Here is a 21,386-nt window from a genome sequence, read left to right as displayed (position 1 = left end):
ACTACTGTCCGCGCTGGAAGACCCGCTCGCCGTCGAGTGAACTCATTCGATCGCTTCGGAGGTCTCGAGCCACTGTGCCTCGACCTCCTCCTTCTCCGTTTCGACGGCTTTCAATTCAGTGTTCAGCTCGATGAGCTTCGTCGGGTCGGTCGCCGCGGCGAGCAGCGCCGCATGCAGCTTCTCTTCCTTCGCGTGGAGCTGGTCGAGCTTGCGTTCGAGACGGGACAGCTCCTTCTGCGCCGCGCGTTGTTCCGCGGCGCTCTTCTTGGGCGCGGAGGCCTGCGTATTGCCCGCCTTCCGGTCCCCGCCGGCCTTTTCGAGGCTCTTGACGCGCCGGTCCAGGTACTCCTCGATCCCGCCCGGCAAGTGGGTCACCTGCCCGTCGCCGAACAAGGCGACGATCGTGTCGCAGACGCGTTCCACGAGGTACCGGTCGTGCGAGACGACGACGAGACTGCCCGGCCAAGAATCCAGCAGATCTTCGAGCTGCTGCAAGGTGTCGATGTCGAGATCGTTCGTCGGCTCGTCGAGCAGCAGCACGTTGGGCTCGGCCATCAGGAGCCGGCACATCTGCAGGCGGCGCCGTTCGCCACCGGAAAGGTCTTCGACCGGCGTCCACTGCCTCGACGCGGGGAACCCCAGCTTCTCGGCAAGCTGCGAAGCGGTGAGCTCCTGCTTGCCGAACACGACCCGGCCGGAGACCTCTTCGATCGCCTGCAACACGCGCAGATCACCCGGCAGGTCGTCGAGCTCCTGCCGTAGATGCGCGAGGCTGACCGTCTTGCCCTGGATGCGTCGCCCAGTCTCGGGCTCCGTGTCGCCTCCGAGCAGCTTGAGGAGCGTCGTTTTGCCCGACCCGTTGACGCCGACCAGACCGATCCGATCGCCGGGCCCGATCCGCCACGTGACGTGATCGAGCAGAGTGCGGTCGCCGACGGTCAACGTGGCGTCCTCGATCTCCAGCACGGTCTTCCCCAGCCGTCGACGCGCGAACGCCTGCAGCTCGACCGAATCACGCGGCTCCGGCACGTCGGAGATCAGCGCCTCCGCCGCCTCTACGCGATAGCGCGGCTTCGAGGTCCTGGCCTGCGGGCCGCGACGCAGCCACGCGAGCTCTTTACGCGCCAGGTTCTGCCGCTTTTCCTCGGCCGTCGCCGCCAGCCGCGCCCGTTCGGCCCGCGCGAAGATCCAGTCCGCGTACCCGCCTTCGTACTGCTCGACGCGACCGTTGGTGACCTCCCAGGTCAGGCTCGCGACCGTGTCGAGGAACCACCGGTCGTGAGTGACGACCACGACCGCGATCTTGCGGTTCAGCAGGTGATCCGCAAGCCAGCGCACCCCTTCGACGTCCAGGTGGTTGGTCGGTTCGTCGAGGACCACGAGGTCCAGTTCACCGGTGAGAGCGGCCGCCAGCGCCACCCGGCGGCGTTCGCCACCGGACAGGTTCGCCGTTTCCTTCTCGACGCCGAGAGCGGTGATCCCCAGACCATCCATAATGGACCGGACTCGCGCGTCGGCGGCCCACTCGTGCTCGGCACCGTAGCGCTCCAGCACGACATCCCCGACCGTGCTGCCCTCGGGGAGTTCGGTCCGCTGGGTGACCACGGCCATCCGCAAGCCGCGGACCTGACTGACGCGTCCTGTGTCCGGCTCGCTGATCCCAGCGAGAACCTCCAGCAGCGTCGTCTTCCCACCCCCGTTGAGACCGACGACACCGATACGCTGCCCCTCCGCCACACCGAGCGAAACACCGTCGAGCAGCGGGCGCACCCCGAAGGACTTGCTCACCGACTCCAGGTTGACCAAGTTGGCCATGCCTCAGCCGATCCTTTCCAAAAAGCTCGCACCACAACGAATTAGTCGGTGTCCATTTCGGACACCCTCAGGCGTGCACCCGCGGCGGTGACGGCCGTGGCGCGTCGTCGCCCCCTACCAGCCGGGCTCCGGGCACCGGCCCGTGTGCGACGCGCACCGTGCGGCAGACACCCGCACCGGACAGCTCCGCGGCGACCTCGACGGCCGATTGGGCATCCGCACAGAGAAAGGCACAGGTCGGGCCGGATCCGGAGACGGTGCCGGCGAGCGCGCCCGCGTTGACCCCCGCCCGCAATGTGCGGCGCAGTCCCGGACGCAACGAGACAGCGGCCGCCTGCAAGTCGTTGCCGAGAAGCAGCGCCAGCTGCCGCGGGTCGCCGGACGCCAACGCCTCGACCACCGGAGTGTGCGAACCGATTCGCGGCGGGCTGCCCTCTTCACGCAACCTGTCCAGTTCGCCGAACACCCTGGGAGTCGAAAGACCACGCTGGTCGAAGGCCAGGACCCAGTGGAAGGTGTGCCGCGACAAGACCGGCACCAGTTGCTCACCTCGGCCGGTGCCCAACGCCGTCCCGCCGTAGAGCGCGAACGGGACATCGCTGCCGAGCTTCGCGGCGATACCAGCCAGCTCGTCTCGGGAGATGTCGAGCTTCCAAAGCGACGCGAGACCGACAAGGGTCGCGGCCGCGTCGGCACTGCCACCGGCCATCCCACCCGCTACGGGGATGCCTTTGCGCAGCACCACCCTGACCTTGGACTCGCCGTCCGCCTTGCCGACGTGGGCCGCCAACGCCTGCGCAGCCTTCCAAGCGAGGTTGTTGGCCCCTGTCGGTACGGAACCTTCGCCTTCCCCGTAGACCTCGACGCCCGGGTCCTCGGTGACCGCGACGGTCACCTCGTCGGTCAAGGAAAGCGCCTGGAACACGGTCACCAGCTCGTGGTAGCCATCCGGGCGTACGTCACCGACCGACAGGTGCAAGTTGACCTTTGCGGGAACCCTGACGGTCACTGGGGGCGGTACGACGGCGAGCACCTGTCAAGCCTACGTGGCCGCTCCACTTGCGCCGTCACCAGGAGAAAAGAGAACAGGACGAGTCGGACACGAACGGGCCGCCCCGGACTGAATTCGTCCTGGGCGGCCCGTTCGTGGAGGAATCAGGCGGCGACGCCCTGCGGTCCGCGGACCGGGTGGGTCACGTGGCCGCCGCGTTCGGCGATCCAGGCGAGCGCGGCGTCCGCGCGCTCACCGCGCACACCGAGACGGAACCGGCCGACCGGCGTGTCGCCGATCCGGGTCAGACCGCCACCGATCGTGGCGAGTTCGACGTCGAAGCGACCGGCGGCTTCCGGGAGCAGCGCACCGACCGAGGCGAAGCCGACGAGCACGACGTCCACCGCGCGGTCGTACTTCGAAGCCTGCGCCCGCCCGGTCTCGATCGCGGGGAGGAGCGCCTGCGCGGTCCGGCTGTTCGGGTCCGAGACGAGGTCGAGCACGGTCCCACGTTCGATGATCGCCCCGGCCTCCAGGACCGCGACGTCGTCGCAGACCCGGCGAACCACGCCGGCGTCGGGAGTGGTGAGCAGCACGGTGACTCCGAGCTCGGCGCGCGCCCGGTCGAGCACGGTCAAGACCGCGCCGGACTCCTCGGACTGCACACCCGCGGTCGGGTCGTCGGCCAAGAGCACGGACGGCCCGGCGGCCAGCGCCTTGGCGATGGCCACTCGGCGCAGCTGCCCTTCGGACAGCTCGCCCGGCCGCTGCCCCGCACGGGGGGTGAGCCCGACCAGGTCGAGCAGGTTGCCGACCCGGTTGCGACGCTGCGGTCCGTCGAGGCCGAGCTGCTCGAGCGGCGAAGCGATGTTGCCGGCGATGGTGCGCTCGGCGAGCAATTCCGGTTTGGTGCTCACGACGCCGACCTGCCGACGGATTTCGCGCAGACGGCGTCCGTCGAGGGTTCCGGTGTTGAGGCCGTCGAGCCGGACGACACCGCGGTCGGGACGCTCCTGAAGGCCGATGCAACGGGCGAGGGTCGACTTGCCGGAGCCGGCCGGGCCGACGACCCCGAACAGCGAGCCCGCTTGGATGTCCACGCTTACATCGCGCAGTGCGACGACGGGATTTCCGTTGAGGGGAAAGGATTTGGACAGGTTTTCGACAGTGATCACGAAAGGCTCCATGCGAATGGGGCGCTGCTTCTTTCGAGCGCGCCGACCGTCACCGAGTAACCGTCCGAGAAGGGACGGATTTCAGAGGTAAGGGAGAAGGACTCAGGCAGTAACGGTGGAGCGTCGACACGCACTTACCGTGCGGCGACCTTCATCGACGACACGTCGCCTGGTCAGCAGGAGCGGGTGGGTGACCCTGTTCATTAGACACAGCCTCCATCGGTCCTGGCGGTAGCACCTGCCCTGTGGAGGGTGGTTGCTGCGACTTCGGCGAGCCAGGTCTCTCAGTCGCTCGGGATGGCCCACTGAGTAAAACCGATCCCACTAGATGAAAGCAAGCGCGTAGGCGCAGATCACACGTCTGGTCGCGTCCATTATACAGGATCCGCTGTCCATATATTGGAACAGTGATCGGCGGCGCCGGCTTCCGTCAGGCGCGCTACCTGCTAAGACAACGGTGGCTCATACAGATCCAGAAGAAGGCTTACGCACTTGTGCTGACCTGGCCCAGCCCGCGTCCGCGCGGCGCCGGTCACACTTGCGGCAGGCGATCAGCCGGCGGCCGCGGCGATCCGCGCGAACTGATGAACATCCAATTGCTCACCGCGGGTCTTGGGATCGATACCCGCCTTCTCGAGCAGTTCCCCCGCGCGTTCGGCGGAACCGGCCCATGACGCCAGCGCGGCTCGCAAAGTCTTCCGCCGCTGGGAGAAGGCGGCGTCGACCACCGCGAACAGTCTTTCCCTGTCCACGGACGACACCACATCACCCCGTTCGAAGGCGACAAGCGCGGAGTCCACGTTCGGAACCGGCCAGAACACCGCGCGAGGCACCGCGGCGACCTTGCGCGTCTTTCCGTACCAAGCGAGCTTGACGCTTGGCACGCCATAAGTCCGGCTCCCCGGGCCGGCCGCCATCCGGTCCGCGACCTCAGTCTGGACCATCACAAGGCCACTGGTCAGCGACGACAGCTCGGCGAGCAGGTGGAGCACGACGGGAACGGCGACGTTGTACGGCAGATTCGCGACGAGCGCCGTCGGCCGCGCGGGCAGGTCGTCCGCGGTGATCCGCAACGCGTCCGCGCCGACGACCGTCAGTCGTTCGGCCCCGCCCCGTTCGGCCACGGTGTTCGGCAATCGCCCGGCCAGCACGGGATCGATTTCGACCGCGACGACCTCGGCGCCGGTCGCGAGCAGCCCGAGCGTCAACGAGCCGAGGCCCGGCCCGACCTCCAGCACGATGTCGCCTTCGCCGACCCCCGAAAGGTCGACGATGCGTCGCACCGTGTTGGGATCGTGCACGAAGTTCTGGCCGAGCTTCTTGGTCGGACGTACGTCCAGCTCGGCCGCCAGCGCCCTGATCTCCGCAGGACCGAGCAGTTCAGTCACCCGACGATCGTAACCAGCCCCGGCAGGCCACGATTGGCCGGTGGACGACGTCGTACTCGAAGGCGGGAAAGTCCGGCTGCGCGACTGGAGGCCGAGCGACCTCCGACCTCTTCGCGATCTGCTCGATCCCACACGGCCTTGGCACGAAACGAACGGTCCCTACTTCGGTACCCCGACCGCGGCGGCCGCCGACTCGACGGCACGCGAACTCACCACCATCAAGGCCGAGCCACCCGATCCCCGCACCAGCCTCGCCGTATGCGACCTGAGGGACGACAGGCTGATCGGCAGGGTCAGCTGGTACTGGGAAAGCAGGCAGACCGACTGGCGGCGGATGGGGCTGGTCATCTACGACGAACGTTATTGGGGCGGCGGGTACGGCACCGACGCCATGCGTATGTGGACGACCTACCTGTTCGCCCGCACCGACACCCTCCGCCTGGACTTCGCCACGTTCTCGGGGAACCCCGGGATGATCGCCGTCGGGCGGCGGCTGGGGTTCGTCGAAGAAGGCCGGTTCCGACGCGCTCGACGCTGGCCCGGCGGAGTGCACGACGCCGTCGTCTACGGGGTGCTCCGTGAGGAGTGGGACCAGATGCGTCGCCCGAGCCATGGGCAGGCCTGATCCGGCCCCACCATCCGGATGGCTTTTCCGAAGCGACACGCATCCCACTCAAGGGTGATGGGCGCAGGTTCGCGCAGCCGGAGCGTAATGATCATCCACCCGATCGATACCGTGCATTCGTTCGAATATGCCTCGACAATCGAGGGATGACCAGCACAAACATTCCCAAGGCCTTCCCGCTCAATCTGCCGGAAGGTGACGCCGAACTGCTTCTCGACGAGTTGCAGACGCGGCTACGCGAAGGGCGACGTCTTGTCGCCGAAGTCGGCCAGATCCTGGCCGAGATCGAGTCACGTGGTGTCCGTGATCTCTACGGACACAACTCGATCGCCGTCTTCTACGAGCATGTGGCCCGGGTACCTCGAGCAGAGGCTCAGAGAGTGACCGGCAGAGCGCTGGCGCTCAATTCGAGACGGGCGCGCGACGGCACGTCGATCGACCCCGTCGCGCCCCTGACCGGTACCTCGGCCACCACCGGCGCGCTGGCCGAGGCCAGTATCGACCGGATCGTCACGGTCATGAAGAAGCTGCCCGAGCACGTCACCGCGAGCGCACGGCTCGAGGCCGAGAAGGGCTTGGTCGAGCTCGCCTGCGTCGCGAGACCGCGCGACGTCACGGTGGCGGGCACAGATCTGCTCGCACAACTGAACCCTGACGGAAACCCCAAAGACGACCCCGCTCCGAACCATCAGCGAAGCCAATTCTGGTTGCGCCAGAAACGAACCGGCCGTTGGGACATGCGCGGCGACCTCGACCCCGAGACAGGCGCCCGCCTGAACGCGCTCCTGGTGCCGCGGGCCTATCCAGCCCCCGGCGGAGAAGCCGATGACCGTGCACCGGCCGAGAGACGCGGCGACGCGTTCGCGGAGATCGTCGATCTCGCGGAGGCCGGCCCCGACATCCCCATGCCCCGGCAGACCTCGGAACGGGCCCCTGAACAGCCTCAGCCCGCAGAGCCCGGCGAGGGACCCGCGAGCCGTCCCACGTCCACCCAGGCGCGACCACAGGGCCGCCAAGGCCCTCATCGCGGCGGAGGCGTTCGAGAGGGCACTGCGGCTGAAGGCTCCCGGAATGTCGCCCACATACGTCCCCCTCGTTGGTGGGCACGACTCTCGAGACCGAGATCCGGAAACGCGACACAACCTCAGAAGCCTCTAACGGCCTGAAGGCCACCTTGCGGGCAAACCCACATGGTGACCTTCAGGAAAGGAGAATGATCTGGCGTCAGGCCTTCTTGCCGCAGTGCGGCCAAGCGCTGTAGCCACCACGCGCGTCGCGGACCTTCTCGGCGACAGCGATCTGCTGGGCCTTGCTGGCCTGGTGCGGGTACGCGGCGTACTGGTCGCCACCGTAAGCGTCCCAGGTGCTCTTGTTGAACTGCAGGCCACCGTAGTAGCCGTTACCGGTGTTGGCGGCCCAGTTACCGGTCGACTCGCACTGCGCGATGCGGTCCCAGGCGCCGGCGTCTCCGATGACCGGATCGGCGGGCTTCTTGGTACCGACCTTGACGATCTTGGGCTTGGCCTCGGTGATGACCTCTTCCGAGACCTTCTCGCGGCCGACCTCTTTACCGTTGCGCTTGGTGACCTTGTAGGTCACGGTCTTCTGCCCTGGGGTGCCCGGGTCCTCGACCTTGGTCTTGCCCTTTTCGAGCTCCGGGTCGTCGACCCTCTGCTCGGGCGGCGCGATTTCCTCGTTCTGCTTGACCATGGTGACGCCGGTCCGGCTGATGTGGACCTCGGCGCCGTCGACCAGCTTGACGTCGAGGCCGCCGACGGCCTCGTCGTCCGGGCCGAGGGTCATCCGGAGCTCACCGAGGAATTCCTGGGTGGTCACCGAGTTGGTCTGAACCTTTCGCGGTTCGTTCGCGCCGTCGTAGACCGTGACGTTCTTGAGGGTCTTGACCTCGACGGTGGCGCCCTCGAGCGGCAGCTCACCGTTCTGCGGGAGCGAAGTCCAGGTGCCGGCCTTGGCGAGGTCGGCGCGACCGAGCTGGTTCAACGCCTCGCCGAGGTTGGTCGCGCGGACCCAGGACTCCTGCTGGGGTGCGCCGTCGACGATCAGGTTCAGCTTGCGGCCGCGCTCCAGCTTGATGACGCCGCCGTCGCCGACCTCGGCCTGAGGCGAGGGCGAGAGCGAGTCGTGCGCGCCGACTGAAAGACCGGCGTCTTCGAGGACCTCACCGACGGTGTCGCCGAAGCTGTGGACGGTCTGCTGCTTGCCGTCGATGTCGAGCGTGACGCTCTTGTTCATCGCCATCGCGGCCGCGCCGCCACCACCGAGGGTGAGCAGTACCGCCATGACGGTCCCCTTGAGGAACCGCTTCTTCCAAACACGGGTCGCGCTCGAAATGACCTCGTCCTTGGTCGCGGCCTTCATCGGCGCGCCCGCGGTGCGGTCTTCGGCCATTTCGTCCGGAATGACGATCGGCGGGAGCATGGTGGTCTCGGCGCTGATCAGGCGGATCAGCTCGTCGACGTCGACGTCGATCTCCGCCATCAGGGTGTCGGCGTCGGGGCCGAGCGCGGCCAGGACGTCCTGATGCGTGATGCGCGGATCGTCGGAGTAGTCCAGCTCGCCGTACTGAGTGTCGCGGTCGAGCACGGCAACCGAACCGGAGGAAGCGAAGGTGTTCGTCTCTGCGCCGAGGCGCGAGCCATCCTGCCTACTGCTACCAGTCACTGGGTCGTTCCCTTTCCCAAGACGTCGAGGAGCTCGACAACCACTCCACTACGTCCTTCGTCTCGATGCGCACTTCGGCACACCTCTAGAAGTCCGACACCCGCAGCCAGCGCCATCGTCACGGTTCCAGGCCGTACCGCTCCTGGTTCCGCTTCCCCGACGTGCACTGACGTGACTGTGGGCGTATCAGCCGGAAACCGCATGAGCGGGTACCGACCGGCACGATCACGGGACAGTAACGAACCTCGCCGGGTTGCGCAAACACCGCCCGGAGTGTCGTGACGTTGGTCACTCATCAGAGTGGAGCATTGTTGATCACTAATGTCGCAATCCGTTCAACCGGAGGTGACTGTCGGCAAACGGAAGACCCGCTCAGCGGTCTTTCGCACCGATTCGGCCACCTCGTGCACCGCCTCGCCTCTGAAGGAGGCGAGGTGCCGAACCGTGTAGGCGGCGCAGTAGGGCTCGTTCGGCCGGCCACGGAACGGATGCGGGGTCAGGAACGGAGCGTCCGTTTCGACGAGGTACTGGTCCGCCGGAACGATTCGCGCCGCCTCGTGGAGTCCGCGGGCGTTGCGGAAACTGACCGTTCCCGCGAACGAGAGGACATATCCCGCGTCGACGCACCGGCGCGCGATGTGCTCGTCCCCCGAGAAACAGTGGAAGACGACCTGCTCGGGCGCGCCCTCTTCCTCGAGGATCCGGAGGACGTCGTCGTGGGCGTCTCGATCATGGATCATCAGCGGCTTGCCGATGCGCTTGGCGAGATCGATATGCCACCGGAAGGCGTCCTGTTGGGCGTCGTGGGGCGAATAGTCCCAGTAGTAGTCGAGGCCGGTCTCGCCGACCGCGACCACTCGGGACTCTTTCGCGAGACTCTCCACTTCGGACTTCTCGGCCTCGCCGAACTCCTTGGTGCGCGTGGGATGGATCGCGACGGCGGCCCAGACCCGAGGGTCCCAAGTAGACGCTTGCGCGGCCCAGCGAGCAGCCGCCAGATCGTCCGCGACGGTGATCACCCGTGACACACCGGCGCGTTCGGCGCGATCGACCATGGCTGTCACATCAGCCGCGGTGACCGCGCCGCACGCGTCGAGGTGGGTATGGGCGTCCACCACCGAAACCGGCAACCTGTCCGGGATCGGCGGCGGCTCCTTCTTCTCCGCACCCATCAGTTGCTCATTTCGAGATCGGCGCCCATTCGGGACCGGTCTCGCCGAGTTCCGGGTCCAGCTTGGCGAACAGCGGGGTCGGCTTCTCCAGCGGCTTGCCGACCTCGATCGGCACGGACTTCCAGCGCGCCTGCTCGGCCTTGTAGTCCCCGGTGATGATGGGGTTGATCCGGCCGGGGATGTCGAGGTCCTCGACTTCCTGAAGCTCCGGCTGGGCCGCCCAGACGCCGGTGCCGCCGAGGGCCTCGTGCACCTTCTGCGCCGAGTGGGGCAGGAAGGGGGTCAGCAGCGTGTTGGCATCGGAGACGACCTGCAGTGCGGTGTGCAGAACACTGTCGCGCCGCGCGGGGTCGTCCTTGAGCTTCCACGGCTCCTGGTCCGAGAGGTACCGGTTGGCGGCGGTGACGACGCGCATGGCCTCGCTCGCCGCCGCCTTGAACCGCGACCGCTGCAGGTGGGCACCGGCGGTGTCGAACGCCTTGCGGGAGAGCTCCTTGAGCTCCTCGTCGGCGGCCGTGGGGGCGTCGGGACGCGGGATGGCCCCGACGTTCTTATGCGCCATCGAGATCGACCGGTTGACGAGGTTGCCCCACTCGTTGGCCAGCTCGAAGTTGGTCCGGCGAACGAACTCGTCCCAGGTGAAGTCGGTGTCCTGGGTCTCGGGACCCGCGACGGAGATGAAGTACCGCAGCGTGTCCGGGCCGAAGTCGCGCAGGAAGTCGTGGACGTAGATCACCGTGCCGCGCGAGGTCGAGAACTTCGAGCCGCTCATCGTGAGGAACTCGCTGGAAACGATCTCGTCGGGCAGGTGCAGCTTGCCGTACTTGCCGGGCACGCCGCCTCGGTCGCCCTCGCCGTTGTGGCCGAAGAGCAGCGCAGGCCAGATCTGGGCGTGAAAGGTGATGTTGTCCTTGCCCATGAAGTAGTAGGAGCGGGCGTCCGGGTTGCTCCACCACTCCTGCCAGGCGTCCGGGTTGCCGGTTCGGCGCGCCCACTCGACGCTCGCCGAGAAATAGCCGATGACCGCGTCGAACCAGACGTAGAAGCGCTTGAGCGGCTGGTCGCGCCAGCCGTCCAGCGGGATCTTCACGCCCCAGTCGAGATCGCGGGTGATCGGCCGCGGCCGCATGTCGTCGATCAGGTTCTTCGTGAAGTTGAGGACGTTCGGGCGCCAGTCGGTCTTGCTGGACAGCCACTTGCCCAGGGTTTCGACGAACGCGGTCAGGTCGAGGAAGTAGTGCTCGGTCTCGACGAACTTCGGCGTTTCACCGTTGATCCGGGACTTCGGGTTGATCAGCTCGGCCGCGTCGAGCTGATTCCCGCAGTTGTCGCACTGGTCACCGCGCGCGCCGTCGTAGCCGCAGATCGGGCAGGTGCCTTCGATGTACCGGTCAGGAAGGGTGCGGCCGGTCGAGGGGCTGATCGCGCCACGGGTCGTCTTGGGGACGACGTAACCGTTGCGGTGCAGCGCGAGGAAGATCTGCTGCGTGACCTCGGCGTGGTTACCGGTGGTGGTGCGGGTGAACAGGTCGTAGGTGAGGCCGAGCCCCTGCAGGTCCTGGCCGATCTGGCGGGTGTACTTGTCGGCCGTCTGCTGGGAGGTCAGACCTTCCTTGTCGGCCTGGACGGTGATCGGGGTGCCGTGTTCGTCGGTACCGGACACCATGAGCACCCGGTTGCCGGCCATTCGCTGGTAGCGGGAGAAGACGTCGGACGGGACGCCGAATCCGGACACGTGGCCGATGTGGCGGGGGCCGTTGGCGTAGGGCCAGGCCACCGCAGTCAACACTGGGGTGCTCATGCTTGTTTAGCCTACGGACGTCGTCTAAGGCATTGTTGTCCGGGAGAGGATCGGAGGCCTCGGTGTCCGCCACGCGTCTGCTGGTGCTGGGTGTCGTGCGCATGTACGGGAAGGCACACGGCTATCAGGTCCGGCGCGAGCTTCTCTCGTGGGCGGCCGACAAGTGGGGCAACGTCCAGCCGGGTTCGATCTATCACGCGCTGAAGAAGATGACCACCGAAGGTCTTCTGGAACAGGTCGAGGACGTCGAAGCGGGCGGTGGGCCCGACAGGATCGCGTACAGGCTGACCGAAGACGGCGAGACCGAGTTCCTCGTGCAGCTCGGCAGGGCGCTGTCGAGCGACGACGCCACGGGGTACTCGCTTTCGGCGGCCGTCACCTTTATGCCGACGCTGCCCCGCGCGCAGGTGCTGGCTTTGCTGAAACAGCAGCTGGCGAATATGGAAGCGCACGCCCAGTCGACCCATTACGCCCGTGAACACGCCGTCGACCTGGGGAAGCCTCCCCACGTGAGCGAGCTGTACCGCCTGTGGAGCGTGCACGCGGAAGCGAACGTGACCTGGATGCGGGATTTGATCGGCCGTCTTGAAGCCGGCGAGTACGTGATGGCGGGCGAGGGCGACGAAGCCGTATTCGGCGCGCCGCCCAAGTAATCAAATTTGACCACGGAACGACTCCTAGGGCACAGTGCGTCCAGCCACTAGTCAAACTTGACTAGCTGCGCTTCGAAAGGAGTAGACATGATCAAGGCACGCGGCCTTGAGCGGCGCTTCCGCCGCAAGGGCCGCAATGGGGGCGAGGTCCACGCCGTCAAAGGCGTCGATCTCGACGTGTCGGCCGGGGAACTGGTCGGCTTCCTCGGACCGAACGGCGCGGGGAAGACCACGACCCTGCGCATGCTGACGACGCTGCTCAAGCCCACCGCCGGTGAGGCGACGGTCGGCGGCTGCGATCTGCTCGCCGACCCACTGGGGGTGCGCCGGCGAATCGGCTACGTCGCCCAGGGCGGCGGCACGGCGCCGGCGAGCAAGGTCGTCGAGGAGATCGAGTTCCAGGGCAGGCTGTACCGGATGAGCAAGGAGGACGCGCTCGCGCGCGGTGCCGTCCTCGCCGAGCAACTGGACCTGGCCGGGCTCGACCAGCGGACGACCGCGACGCTGTCGGGCGGGCAGCGCCGGCGGCTCGACATCGCGCTCGGGCTGATCCACTCGCCCGGGCTCGTCTTCCTGGACGAACCGTCGACGGGGCTCGACCCGCAGAGCCGGGCGAACCTGTGGGACCACATCCGCAGGCTGCGCGACGAGCAGGGAGTCACGGTCTTCCTGACCACGCACTACCTCGACGAGGCCGACGCGCTCTCCGACCGGCTGATCGTCATCGACGACGGGAAGATCGTCGCCGAAGGCACACCGGACTCGTTGAAAGCGAGGGTTTCCGGCGACAGTGTCGTCATCGGGGTCTCACCGGAATCGGCGGCGGAGACCGCGGAGGTCGCGGGCCGCCTCGAAGGGGTGCACGAAATGACCGTCACCGACGGCACCGTGCGTTTCCGCGTGCCACGTGGGGACACCGCGATGCCGGAACTGCTGCGGGCGCTCGACGCGCGCGGCATCGCGATGGCGTCCATGCAGGTGCACCGGCCGACGCTCGACGACGTGTTCCTGACCCTGACGGGCCGGAGCCTGCGCGACGCCGAAGAAGGCGCGCCGATCGACGACGCGGCGGAGAAGGAGGCCACGCATGTTGCATGACACCTGGTTGATCTTCCGCCGCGACATGCTCGCGGCGTTGCGCAACCCGACGTGGCTCGTCATCGGCATCATGCAGCCGCTCCTCTATTTGTTCTTCTTCGGACCGCTTCTGGTGAAGGCGCTCAACGCACAGGGCCTGTCCGATGTGGACGGATGGATGATCTTCACGCCGGCGATCATCGCGCAGCTCGCGTTGTTCGGCAGCTCGTTCGTCGGGTTCGGGCTCCTCGCGGAGTTCCGCTCGGGCGTGGTCGAACGGATGCGGGTCACCCCGGTGAGCCGGGTGGCGTTGCTGCTGGGCAAGGTGCTCGCCAACGCGTTGCAGACCGTCGTCCAGGCCTTGCTCATCATCGCGCTGGCGTATCTGGTCTTCGATCTGAACGCGCCGTTCGGCGGTGTCGTGCTCAGCCTGTTGATCGTCTTCCTCCTGTCGGTCACGTTGGCGTCGTGCTCGTACGCGCTGGCGCTGACCCTCAAGAGCGAAGACGCCTTCCCGGCTTTGCTCAACGCGGTTCTCATGCCGCTGCTGCTGCTTTCCGGAATCTTGATCCCGATCACCGCGGGCTCGGCGCCGGATTGGCTGTACACGATTTCCCGGATCAATCCGTTCCGGCACGTGGTGGACGTCGAGCGGAACAGTTTCCGCGGCGACTTCTCGATGGACGCTCTGTTCACCGGGAGCGTCGTGGTGCTGGTCATGGCCGTTCTGGCCATCTGGTGGGGCTCGCGGACGTTCCAACGCGAAAACGCCTGAGACACGCTGTACCGAAAGGTCACCTTGCGGCCGCTCCGCGGACGTAAGGTGACCTTTCGGTCGTACTGGGGCGAAATTCGAGGTGTGTGGGTTTGATAGATCCGGAAGGTGAGCACGGCGTCACCCTGTCCCACCGTGAGGTGGTGACGGATTGGGCGGCGGTGCGTGGCGCCGACATCCGGTTCGCGTCGGTCACCGTCACCGAAAACACGAACTGGCGGGACGCCGCGGCGGAACGCAATCTGGCCGGCGCGCAGCACGCCGGTATCCACACCGGCGCGCGGCACTACGCACGCCCTGGCGCCGTCCATGACCAAGCCGACCATTTCGTGCGGACGGCGAGCGCGCTCGGCGCCTTCGCACCCGGTTCGCTCGCGCCCGCGCTCGAAGTGGAGGCGCCCAGCGTCGACGACCGGTTCATCAAGGCGTGGATCAAACACGTCAGGCAAGCGGCGCGCGTCGAACGGGTCCTCGTGTACGCGGGGCTCGACTGCTGGACGGACCGTTTGCGGCCGGACAAGTGGGCGGACAGCGAAGTGGTGTTGTGGCTGGTCAGGCACAACGAAATCCCGGGAAGGCCGGGATGGTTCCACTCGCGGCTGGGATTGCATCAGCACGGATTCGGCACCGGGTTGCCCGGCGTGGACGGACCGATCGCACAGGACGCCGTGGTCTATCCCTTCAAGCTCACGGACGTGCTGTTGTAATGCTCACTCCGTGACGACGGATGTGCACGACGTCACCACGTGGTCGCGGATCTCACTTTCCCGCGGGCGCGGGTTGCCTTTCCGGCCACTCTGACGGCGACAATGTCGCGTGCGGTTGATGTGCCGGAGGCTGCGGACGGACGTCGGGCCCGAACGGGCACTGGCGGTCCTCGGGGTACGCGCCGAGAAGCTCGGGCTCGCGCCGCCCGCCGCGCTTTGCGGAGAGTGGTTCTCGTCGCGTGCGGTCATCGCGCTGAGCGCTTCCTTGACTCCGGTCCATGACGTGGCCGAAGCGTTCGCGATCCCCACCCGGATGCCTGACGTTCGCGACGCGGCACCCGGCACGGTCGGAGGTGGCTGGTTCGGCTACCTGAGTTACGACCTGACCGACCCCTCGGGCCGCTCCGGGGCGCTTCCGCCTGCCGCGTGGGGCTGGGTCGACCGGGTTCTCCGGCTGGACGCGGACGGGGCGTGGTGGTTCGAAGCCCTGGTTCCCGACGGCGATCCGGATCCGGTCGACGAGGTGTCCGCGGTGGAATCCGCGCTCGCCGAGCTTCCCGAGGCGACGATCTGGAGTTCCGGACCGTTGTCACGGCCGCTTCCTTCGGAGCACTTCGACGCCGTCAAGGCGTGTGTGCACGCGATCGAAGCCGGCGAGCTTTTCCAGGCGAACATCTGCGCCCGCTTCAGCGGAAGGTTCACGGGCGATCCGATCGCGCTGTTCGCCGAAGGCGTGCGTCGCCTGGGAGCCCGCCGGGCGGCGTTCCTCGCCGGCGACTGGGGCTCGGTCGTGTCGTTCTCCCCTGAGCTTTTCCTTGCCAGGCATGGACGACACGTCCGGTCGACGCCGATCAAGGGCACCCTGCCTCGGCGGAACGCCGCGGACGAACACCTCGCGCGACGGCTTCGGGAATCCACCAAGGACGTCGCCGAGAACGTGATGATCACCGATCTCGTCCGCAACGATCTCGGCCGGGTGTGCGCCACCGGCAGTGTGCGTGTCCCCGAACTGCTCGCGGTCCGGCCCGCCCCGGGGGTCTGGCATCTCGAGTCCACTGTGGAGGGATCGCTCGCCGACGGGATCGACGACGCGGCGTTGCTCGCGGCCACGTTCCCGCCGGGTTCGGTGACGGGCGCGCCGAAGATCCGGGCGCTGGATCTGATCGCCGAGCTGGAGCCCACCGCGCGCGGTGTCTACACCGGCGCGATCGGGCTCGCCTCGCCGATCGCCGGAGTGGAACTGAACGTCGCGATCAGAACCTTCGAAATCCACGAAGGCACGATCGCGCTCGGAGTCGGCGGCGGGATCACCGCCGACTCCGACAGCGAAGCGGAATGGCAGGAATGCCTGCACAAGTCCGCTCCGCTGGAGCGCTTGCTCGGCTGACCTACTTGGCGGGGTCCAGCAGGAGCTTGCCCATCGTGCCGCGCGAACGCAGGGCCTCGTGGGCGGCGCGCGCGTCGGACAGCGCGTACTCGCCTCCGGCGATGGCCCGGACCCGGCCGGCGAGAGCCAGCTCGAAAAGCTCGTCGAGCGCGCGCCCGAATACGTTGCCGGGGAGCTTGAAGGCGTGCGGCAACCACATCCCGGCCACGGCGGTGCTGTGCCTAAGGAGGTTGCGGGCTTCGATCGGCTTCGGGTTCTCGCGGCTGGCCATGCCGTAGAACGCGAGACGGCCGAACGGCGCGAGGGCCGCGATGCTCTGGTCCGTGACCGGGCCGCCGGTCATGTCGAGCACGATGTCGACGCGCTTGCCGCCGTTCGCCTCGCGAAGCGCGTCGGTCATGTTCTCGGCGCGCGAATCGATGGCGACGTCGGCGCCGAGTTCGAGGGCGAGGGCGCGCTTCTCGTCACTGCTGGCGGTCGCGATGACCCGGCTCGCTCCCCATGCCTTCGCGAGCTGCACGGCGATGGAGCCGACCCCGCCCGCGGCCGCGTGCACGACGACGGTTTCGCCGGGTTCGAGGTGCGCGCTCTTGCGCAGCAGGAGCGAGGCGGTGGTGCCCTGGACGATGAAGGAGAGCGCGGTCAGATCGTCTACGCCGTCGGGAACGGCGAAGCTGGTGACGTCGTCGGCAACCGCGCGCTCGGCATAGCCGCCACCGCCGTTGAGCAGGGCGACGACCCGCTCGCCGTCGGCGGTACGGCCCACGACCTCGCCGCCGGGGACAAGCGGAAGCTTGCTCGGTGCGAGATACGAGTTTTCGGCTTGGTGCGTGTCGGCGTAGTTGATACCGATCCGATCGACCTCGACCAGCCGCTGACCTGGGCCGGGGACGGGATCGGGAAGGTCGACGAGGTTGAGCACCTCGGGTCCGCCGAACTCGGTCACCTGTACTGCGCGCATCCGCATCCTCCTCGTCGAGACGAGACATTCTTGCATATGTCTCATCCATGAGACATGGCGTGATATGTTTCACTTATCGAAACCGAACTCGAACGCCAGCTGACTTCGCCGCGCCCGGACGCCTTGCGCGCGTTCACGATCGCGCGCGCCCGCTTCCTGGAGGGGCGCCGGGTGGACATGGGCGAACTCGCGGGCGAGCTGGGGATCAGCCGGGCGACCCTGCACCGATGGGTCGGCGGCCGGGATCAGCTGCTCGGCGAGATCCTTTGGTCGATGACCGTGGAGGTCTTCGAGGCGCGCTCTTCCGGCAAGCTCGGCCGCGGCGCCGGAGGGATCGCGGAGCTCGTCGGCACCTTCGTCCGGACCGTGAACGGCTCGAAACCGTTCCGGGAGTTCCTGCGCAACGAGCCCGAGCGGGCGTTGCGGATCCTGACGACGAAGGCCAGCGTGGTGCAGAGCCGCGCGATCGCGAAGATGCGCGAATTTCTGGACGAAGAGGTCGAGGCCGGGCGGCTCACTCCGCCGCTGCCGGTCGAAGACCTGGCTTATCTGCTGGTGCGGATCGGCGAGTCCTTCATCTACACCGACGTCATCACCGGCGCCGAACCCGATGCCGGAAAGGCGCACGCGGCCGTGACGGCCTTGTTGTCCTAGCGCTTGCGGGACGCGAGAACGGCGTCGTAGAGCTCCTTCTTCGACACCCCGGTCGCCTCGGCGACTTCGGCGGCGGCGGACTTGAGGCGTTCGCCTGCCGAGACCCGCGAAGTGACCTCCGAGACCAGGTCCTCGACGCTCACCGAACGCGGCGGCGCACCCGCGAGAACGACGGTGATCTCGCCCTTGACCCCCTCGGCGGCCCAAGCGGCCAGATCCGGCAGATTGCCGCGTTTGACCTCTTCGTAGGTTTTGGTCAGTTCGCGGCAGACGGCGGCCCGGCGCTCGGGGCCCAGGACCTCGGCGGCGTCGGCGAGCGTGCTCGCGAGGCGATGCGGGGATTCGAAGAACACGGCCGTACGGGGCTCGTCCTTCAACGAGCCGAGCCATTTCGCACGTTCACCGGGCTTGCGCGGAGCGAAACCTTCGAAACAGAACCGGTCGCAGGGCAGGCCGGACAGTGCGAGCGCTGTGGTCACCGCGGACGGGCCGGGCAGGCAGGTCACCGGCACCTCCGCCTCGACGCAGGCCGCCACCAGGCGAAATCCGGGATCCGAGACACTCGGCATCCCCGCGTCGGTCACCAGGACCACCGTCTCCCCCGATTGAAGCGATTCGAGCAGTTTCGGCAGACGGGCGGTCTCGACGTCCTCGTAGAAGCTGACGACGCGTCCGACCGGCGAGACATCGAGGGCCGCGGTGAGGGAGCGCAGGCGCCGGGTGTCTTCGGCGGCGATCACGTCCGCCGTCGCGAGGGCTTCGGACAGGCGCGGCGAAGCGTCACGGACGTCTCCGAGCGGGGTGGCTGCCAGCACGAGGCGTCCTTCGGTCATTCCCGAAGGTTAACCGGTTCGCAGATCCGGACACCGAGTTCACTCTTCCGCCCGTAGGATCATGCCCCGTGACCGCACTGCTGACCCGTGACGACGAGAGCGTGCGGCCGGATCCGGTCGACGCGCTCAGGCCACCGAATGACCGGGAGGCCACCCTCCTCGGCCGCGGCATGCCGACGGACCGCCTGCGCGGCTGGATCGTCACGCTGGTGCTGACACTCATCGGCGGCATCGTCCGGATCCAGAACCTGGGAACGCCCACGGACAAGGGCACCCCCGTCTTCGACGAGAAGCACTACGTCCCGCAGGCGTGGCAGATGTTGCGCAACGGCGGTTACGAGGACAACTACGGCTACGAACTGATCGTCCACCCGCCGCTGGCGAAGCATCTCATCGCGATCGGCGAATGGTTGTTCGGCTACAACGCCTGGGGCTGGCGGATCATGCCGGCGCTGGCGGGCACGCTGATCGTCTTCCTCACCATCCGGGTCGCCCGGCGGCTCACGCGGTCGACGCTGCTCGGCGCGGTCGCCGGGATCCTGGTGATCAGCGACGGCGTCCTGCACCTGCAGTCACGCATGGGCATGCTCGACATCTTCATCGCGTTGTTCGTCCTCGCCGCGTTCGCCTGTCTGCTGTGCGATCGCGACCAGGTGCGGCGACGGCTCGCCGTGGCCGTCCGCGAAGGCTGGATCGACGAATCCCGCTTCGGACCGAAGCTGGGTTTCCGGTGGTGGCGGTTCGCCGGCGGCCTGATGATCGGGCTGACCTTCGGCGTCAAATGGTCGGCGCTCTACTACATCGCCGCGTTCGGCCTGCTCACCGTTTTCTTCGACGTCGCCGCACGCCGGGCCGCCGGGGTGCAGCGACCTTGGACCGGCACGCTGCGCCGCGACGTGCTGCCCGCGCTGTGGGCGATCGTCGTCATCCCGATCCTGGTGTACTTCGCCTGCTACTGGGCCTGGTTCGCGAGCGAGACCGCGACCGACCGCAACTACGTGGCGATCAAGGACATCGATCCCGGTTTCTGGGCCTGGATGCCGCCCGCGCTGCGGTCGCTCGGCGACTATTCGATGAACGTGCTCGACTTCCACGCGAACCTGGTGACCCCCAAGGACAAACCGCATCCGTGGGAGTCGAAGCCGTGGACCTGGCCGATGGGGCTGCGGCCGATGCTCTACGCGTACGCGGGCGGCACCGACGCGACCGGTTGTGGCGAGTCGACCTGCGTGCGGGCGACAATGCTGATCGGGACGCCGGCGATGTGGTGGCTGGCGCTGCCGATGCTCGGCTGGAGTGTCTGGCGGTCGGTCTTCCGAGCGGACTGGCGCTACGCCGCCGTGCTCGTCGGCTACCTCGCCGGGTTCCTGCCGTGGTTCACCAACCTCGACCGCCAGATGTACTACTTCTACGCGACCCCGCTGGCGCCGTTCCTGGTGCTCGGGTTGACGCTGATCCTCGGGCAGATCCTCGGGAGCGCGAAACGCGGATTCGAACGCCGGGGCACCGGGCTGCTCGTCGTCGCCCTCTACGTGGGGCTCGTCGTGGCCAACTTCGCCTGGTTGTGGCCGATTTTGAACGGCAACGCGATCACCAACGAGCACTGGAACGCCGAGCTGTGGCTTCCGTCCTGGCGGTGAACCCGACCGGTTGACTCAAACCGGATCTGCAGCCGCTCGGGCTCACGAACGCCAAGGGCGTGCTGAGCGACTGTCAGTTCGAATTTCTCACGAGGTCCCGTACGCGAAGGCCGTCGGGATGTACACGACGTGCACGGGTGACCTCGGAACCGTGCCGCCGAAGCCTGGCGCCGAGGTGCGGAACGGGCGGTCCGGCACGTTGGAGGCCAGGCTCTGTGCCCTGAGCGTCCAGCTGAGCGACGGCCAGGTCGTTCAGGTCGACTTCGTCGGCAAGAAGAAGGCCGCTCAGCTCATTTTGTCGGTATCGATGCTGGGCCTGATCACCGGCGACTCCTGATTTCCCGATTCAAGTGTGACACTTGCCCTTGAGTTGTTACTCTTCCCTGGTCAACAGCAGCTCTACAGGGGGCATCATGACGATCCGACCGCTCGGAGCGGCCTGCGCGGCCGCGGCCTTGTTCTTGATCGGCGGCTGTGAGGAGCAGACGCCGGGCGCGGCGTCGCCGCAGAGTTCAGCCGTTCCGAGCACCTCCGAAGCACCGGCCACGAGCACGACACAAGCCAGTGCTTCGAAGCCTTCGGCGACCGCGGCGACGGTCTCCGAGGCCAGCAAGCCCGCCACCGGCGGCGCGGTGGCGCACACCCCGGAAGGGGCCGCGAGCGTGATGGAGGAGTACCACCACGCGCTGGGCGAGAAGGACCTCGAAACCGTCTGCCGGATCACCGGGCCGGCGTTCGACGGCGGGATGAAGGAATGCCGCCAACTCACCCCGATCCAGTTCGGGATGCTGTCGGCCGACGACGTGAAGAAGCTGAAGCAAACCCGCGTCGACCGGGCGAAGCTGCAGAGCAAGGGGCCGGACAAGGTCGTCGTCCCGCCGGGCGCGATCGCGCCGCAGATCGCCATGATGGCCTCCGACCCCAAGGCATTCACCATGGCTTGGCAGGGCGGGACCTGGGTCGTCGTCGCCTGAGGGAGAGCAAGGGACCTTTGCTACCACTTGTCTCGATGTCGAGATAAGTGGTAGCAAAGGTCCCTTGCTCTCTTTT

At 67.3% G+C, this 21,386-nt stretch carries 20 protein-coding genes and 1 riboswitch; of the genes, 11 read left to right on the top strand and 9 right to left on the bottom strand.

The genetic code is table 11. From position 1 onward, the window contains the following. Positions 1-42 precede the first annotated feature (42 nt). The 4 genes from ACIRGA_RS05930 to rsmA all read right to left on the bottom strand — a co-directional run bounded on the left by ACIRGA_RS05930 (position 43) and on the right by rsmA (position 5,369). Complete coding sequence (locus ACIRGA_RS05930) at positions 43-1,815, bottom strand: ATP-binding cassette domain-containing protein (protein ID WP_400937029.1); 1,773 nt, start codon at positions 1,813-1,815, stop codon at positions 43-45. 67 nt (positions 1,816-1,882) lie between these two features. Continuing rightward, positions 1,883-2,848, bottom strand: a complete 966-nt coding sequence (locus ACIRGA_RS05925; protein WP_360120181.1) for a 4-(cytidine 5'-diphospho)-2-C-methyl-D-erythritol kinase — start codon at positions 2,846-2,848, stop codon at positions 1,883-1,885. Positions 2,849-2,970: 122 nt separating this feature from the next. After that, complete coding sequence (locus ACIRGA_RS05920) at positions 2,971-3,981, bottom strand: methionine ABC transporter ATP-binding protein (RefSeq protein WP_400937025.1); 1,011 nt, start codon at positions 3,979-3,981, stop codon at positions 2,971-2,973. A gap of 213 nt (positions 3,982-4,194) precedes the next feature. Next, positions 4,195-4,285, bottom strand: a riboswitch (SAM riboswitch). Between the two features lie 247 nt (positions 4,286-4,532). Next, positions 4,533-5,369: a 16S rRNA (adenine(1518)-N(6)/adenine(1519)-N(6))-dimethyltransferase RsmA gene (rsmA, locus tag ACIRGA_RS05915; RefSeq protein WP_400937022.1), complete on the bottom strand. Its 837-nt coding sequence runs from the start codon at positions 5,367-5,369 to the stop codon at positions 4,533-4,535. A gap of 40 nt (positions 5,370-5,409) precedes the next feature. Between rsmA and ACIRGA_RS05910 the strand changes: the two genes are divergently transcribed. Further along, positions 5,410-5,994 carry a GNAT family N-acetyltransferase gene (locus tag ACIRGA_RS05910; protein WP_400937019.1) on the top strand — a complete coding sequence of 195 codons (585 nt, stop codon included), beginning with the start codon at positions 5,410-5,412 and terminating at the stop codon, positions 5,992-5,994. 146 nt (positions 5,995-6,140) lie between these two features. After that, complete coding sequence (locus ACIRGA_RS05905) at positions 6,141-7,160, top strand: DUF222 domain-containing protein (RefSeq protein WP_400937016.1); 1,020 nt, start codon at positions 6,141-6,143, stop codon at positions 7,158-7,160. A gap of 58 nt (positions 7,161-7,218) precedes the next feature. Here ACIRGA_RS05905 and ACIRGA_RS05900 read toward each other — a convergent pair whose 3' ends face one another. The 3 genes from ACIRGA_RS05900 to metG form a co-directional block, all read right to left on the bottom strand. Then, positions 7,219-8,598, bottom strand: a complete 1,380-nt coding sequence (locus tag ACIRGA_RS05900) for a transglycosylase family protein (RefSeq protein ID WP_400937363.1) — start codon at positions 8,596-8,598, stop codon at positions 7,219-7,221. Between the two features lie 413 nt (positions 8,599-9,011). Continuing rightward, a complete protein-coding gene (locus ACIRGA_RS05895) occupies positions 9,012-9,848 on the bottom strand; it encodes a TatD family hydrolase (protein WP_400937013.1) in 837 nt (278 codons plus the stop codon). Positions 9,849-9,855: 7 nt separating this feature from the next. Then, positions 9,856-11,649 carry a methionine--tRNA ligase gene (gene metG / locus ACIRGA_RS05890; protein ID WP_400937011.1) on the bottom strand — a complete coding sequence of 598 codons (1,794 nt, stop codon included), beginning with the start codon at positions 11,647-11,649 and terminating at the stop codon, positions 9,856-9,858. 62 nt (positions 11,650-11,711) lie between these two features. Here metG and ACIRGA_RS05885 point away from each other — a divergent pair, with 62 nt between their 5' ends. From ACIRGA_RS05885 to ACIRGA_RS05865, 5 genes are all read left to right on the top strand, one after another. Continuing rightward, positions 11,712-12,302 carry a PadR family transcriptional regulator gene (locus ACIRGA_RS05885; protein WP_400937009.1) on the top strand — a complete coding sequence of 197 codons (591 nt, stop codon included), beginning with the start codon at positions 11,712-11,714 and terminating at the stop codon, positions 12,300-12,302. Between the two features lie 87 nt (positions 12,303-12,389). Further along, the gene (locus tag ACIRGA_RS05880) at positions 12,390-13,400 is read left to right on the top strand and encodes an ATP-binding cassette domain-containing protein (RefSeq protein ID WP_400937006.1); all 1,011 of its coding nucleotides are present in this window, start codon (positions 12,390-12,392) and stop codon (positions 13,398-13,400) included. After that, a complete protein-coding gene (locus ACIRGA_RS05875) occupies positions 13,390-14,154 on the top strand; it encodes an ABC transporter permease (RefSeq protein WP_400937004.1) in 765 nt (254 codons plus the stop codon). The genes ACIRGA_RS05880 and ACIRGA_RS05875 overlap by 11 nt, the downstream gene beginning before the upstream one ends. 92 nt (positions 14,155-14,246) lie before the next feature. Then, positions 14,247-14,861 (top strand): glycoside hydrolase family 25 protein, encoded by a 615-nt coding sequence (locus ACIRGA_RS05870; protein ID WP_400937001.1) that lies wholly within the window; start codon positions 14,247-14,249, stop codon positions 14,859-14,861. A gap of 109 nt (positions 14,862-14,970) precedes the next feature. Then, a complete protein-coding gene (locus ACIRGA_RS05865) occupies positions 14,971-16,248 on the top strand; it encodes an aminodeoxychorismate synthase component I (protein WP_400936998.1) in 1,278 nt (425 codons plus the stop codon). 1 nt (position 16,249) lies between these two features. Here ACIRGA_RS05865 and ACIRGA_RS05860 read toward each other — a convergent pair whose 3' ends face one another. Then, complete coding sequence (locus ACIRGA_RS05860) at positions 16,250-17,209, bottom strand: zinc-binding alcohol dehydrogenase family protein (RefSeq protein WP_400936995.1); 960 nt, start codon at positions 17,207-17,209, stop codon at positions 16,250-16,252. Positions 17,210-17,332: 123 nt separating this feature from the next. Between ACIRGA_RS05860 and ACIRGA_RS05855 the strand changes: the two genes are divergently transcribed. Then, positions 17,333-17,863, top strand: a complete 531-nt coding sequence (locus tag ACIRGA_RS05855) for a QsdR family transcriptional regulator (RefSeq protein ID WP_400936992.1) — start codon at positions 17,333-17,335, stop codon at positions 17,861-17,863. On the opposite strand, the gene rsmI is transcribed toward ACIRGA_RS05855, so the two are convergent. Continuing rightward, a complete protein-coding gene (gene rsmI, locus ACIRGA_RS05850; RefSeq protein ID WP_400936990.1) occupies positions 17,860-18,696 on the bottom strand; it encodes a 16S rRNA (cytidine(1402)-2'-O)-methyltransferase in 837 nt (278 codons plus the stop codon). The two genes, ACIRGA_RS05855 and rsmI, sit on opposite strands and share 4 nt — an antisense overlap. 68 nt (positions 18,697-18,764) lie before the next feature. On the opposite strand from rsmI, the gene ACIRGA_RS05845 reads away from it, so the two are divergent. The 3 genes from ACIRGA_RS05845 (at position 18,765) to ACIRGA_RS05835 (ending at position 21,310) form a co-directional block, all read left to right on the top strand. Next, a complete protein-coding gene (locus tag ACIRGA_RS05845) occupies positions 18,765-20,336 on the top strand; it encodes a dolichyl-phosphate-mannose--protein mannosyltransferase (RefSeq protein ID WP_400936988.1) in 1,572 nt (523 codons plus the stop codon). A 151-nt stretch (positions 20,337-20,487) separates the two neighbouring features. Beyond that, positions 20,488-20,673 (top strand): hypothetical protein, encoded by a 186-nt coding sequence (locus ACIRGA_RS05840; RefSeq protein ID WP_400936985.1) that lies wholly within the window; start codon positions 20,488-20,490, stop codon positions 20,671-20,673. 76 nt (positions 20,674-20,749) lie between these two features. Next, the gene (locus tag ACIRGA_RS05835; RefSeq protein ID WP_400936982.1) at positions 20,750-21,310 is read left to right on the top strand and encodes a hypothetical protein; all 561 of its coding nucleotides are present in this window, start codon (positions 20,750-20,752) and stop codon (positions 21,308-21,310) included. Positions 21,311-21,386: the final 76 nt, after the last annotated feature.

Source organism: Amycolatopsis sp. NPDC102389 (genome assembly GCF_044765885.1).
Taxonomy (GTDB): domain Bacteria; phylum Actinomycetota; class Actinomycetes; order Mycobacteriales; family Pseudonocardiaceae; genus Amycolatopsis.
The sequence above is the reverse complement of the archived record's forward strand: the minus strand, read 5'-3'. Positions and strand labels throughout refer to the sequence as shown.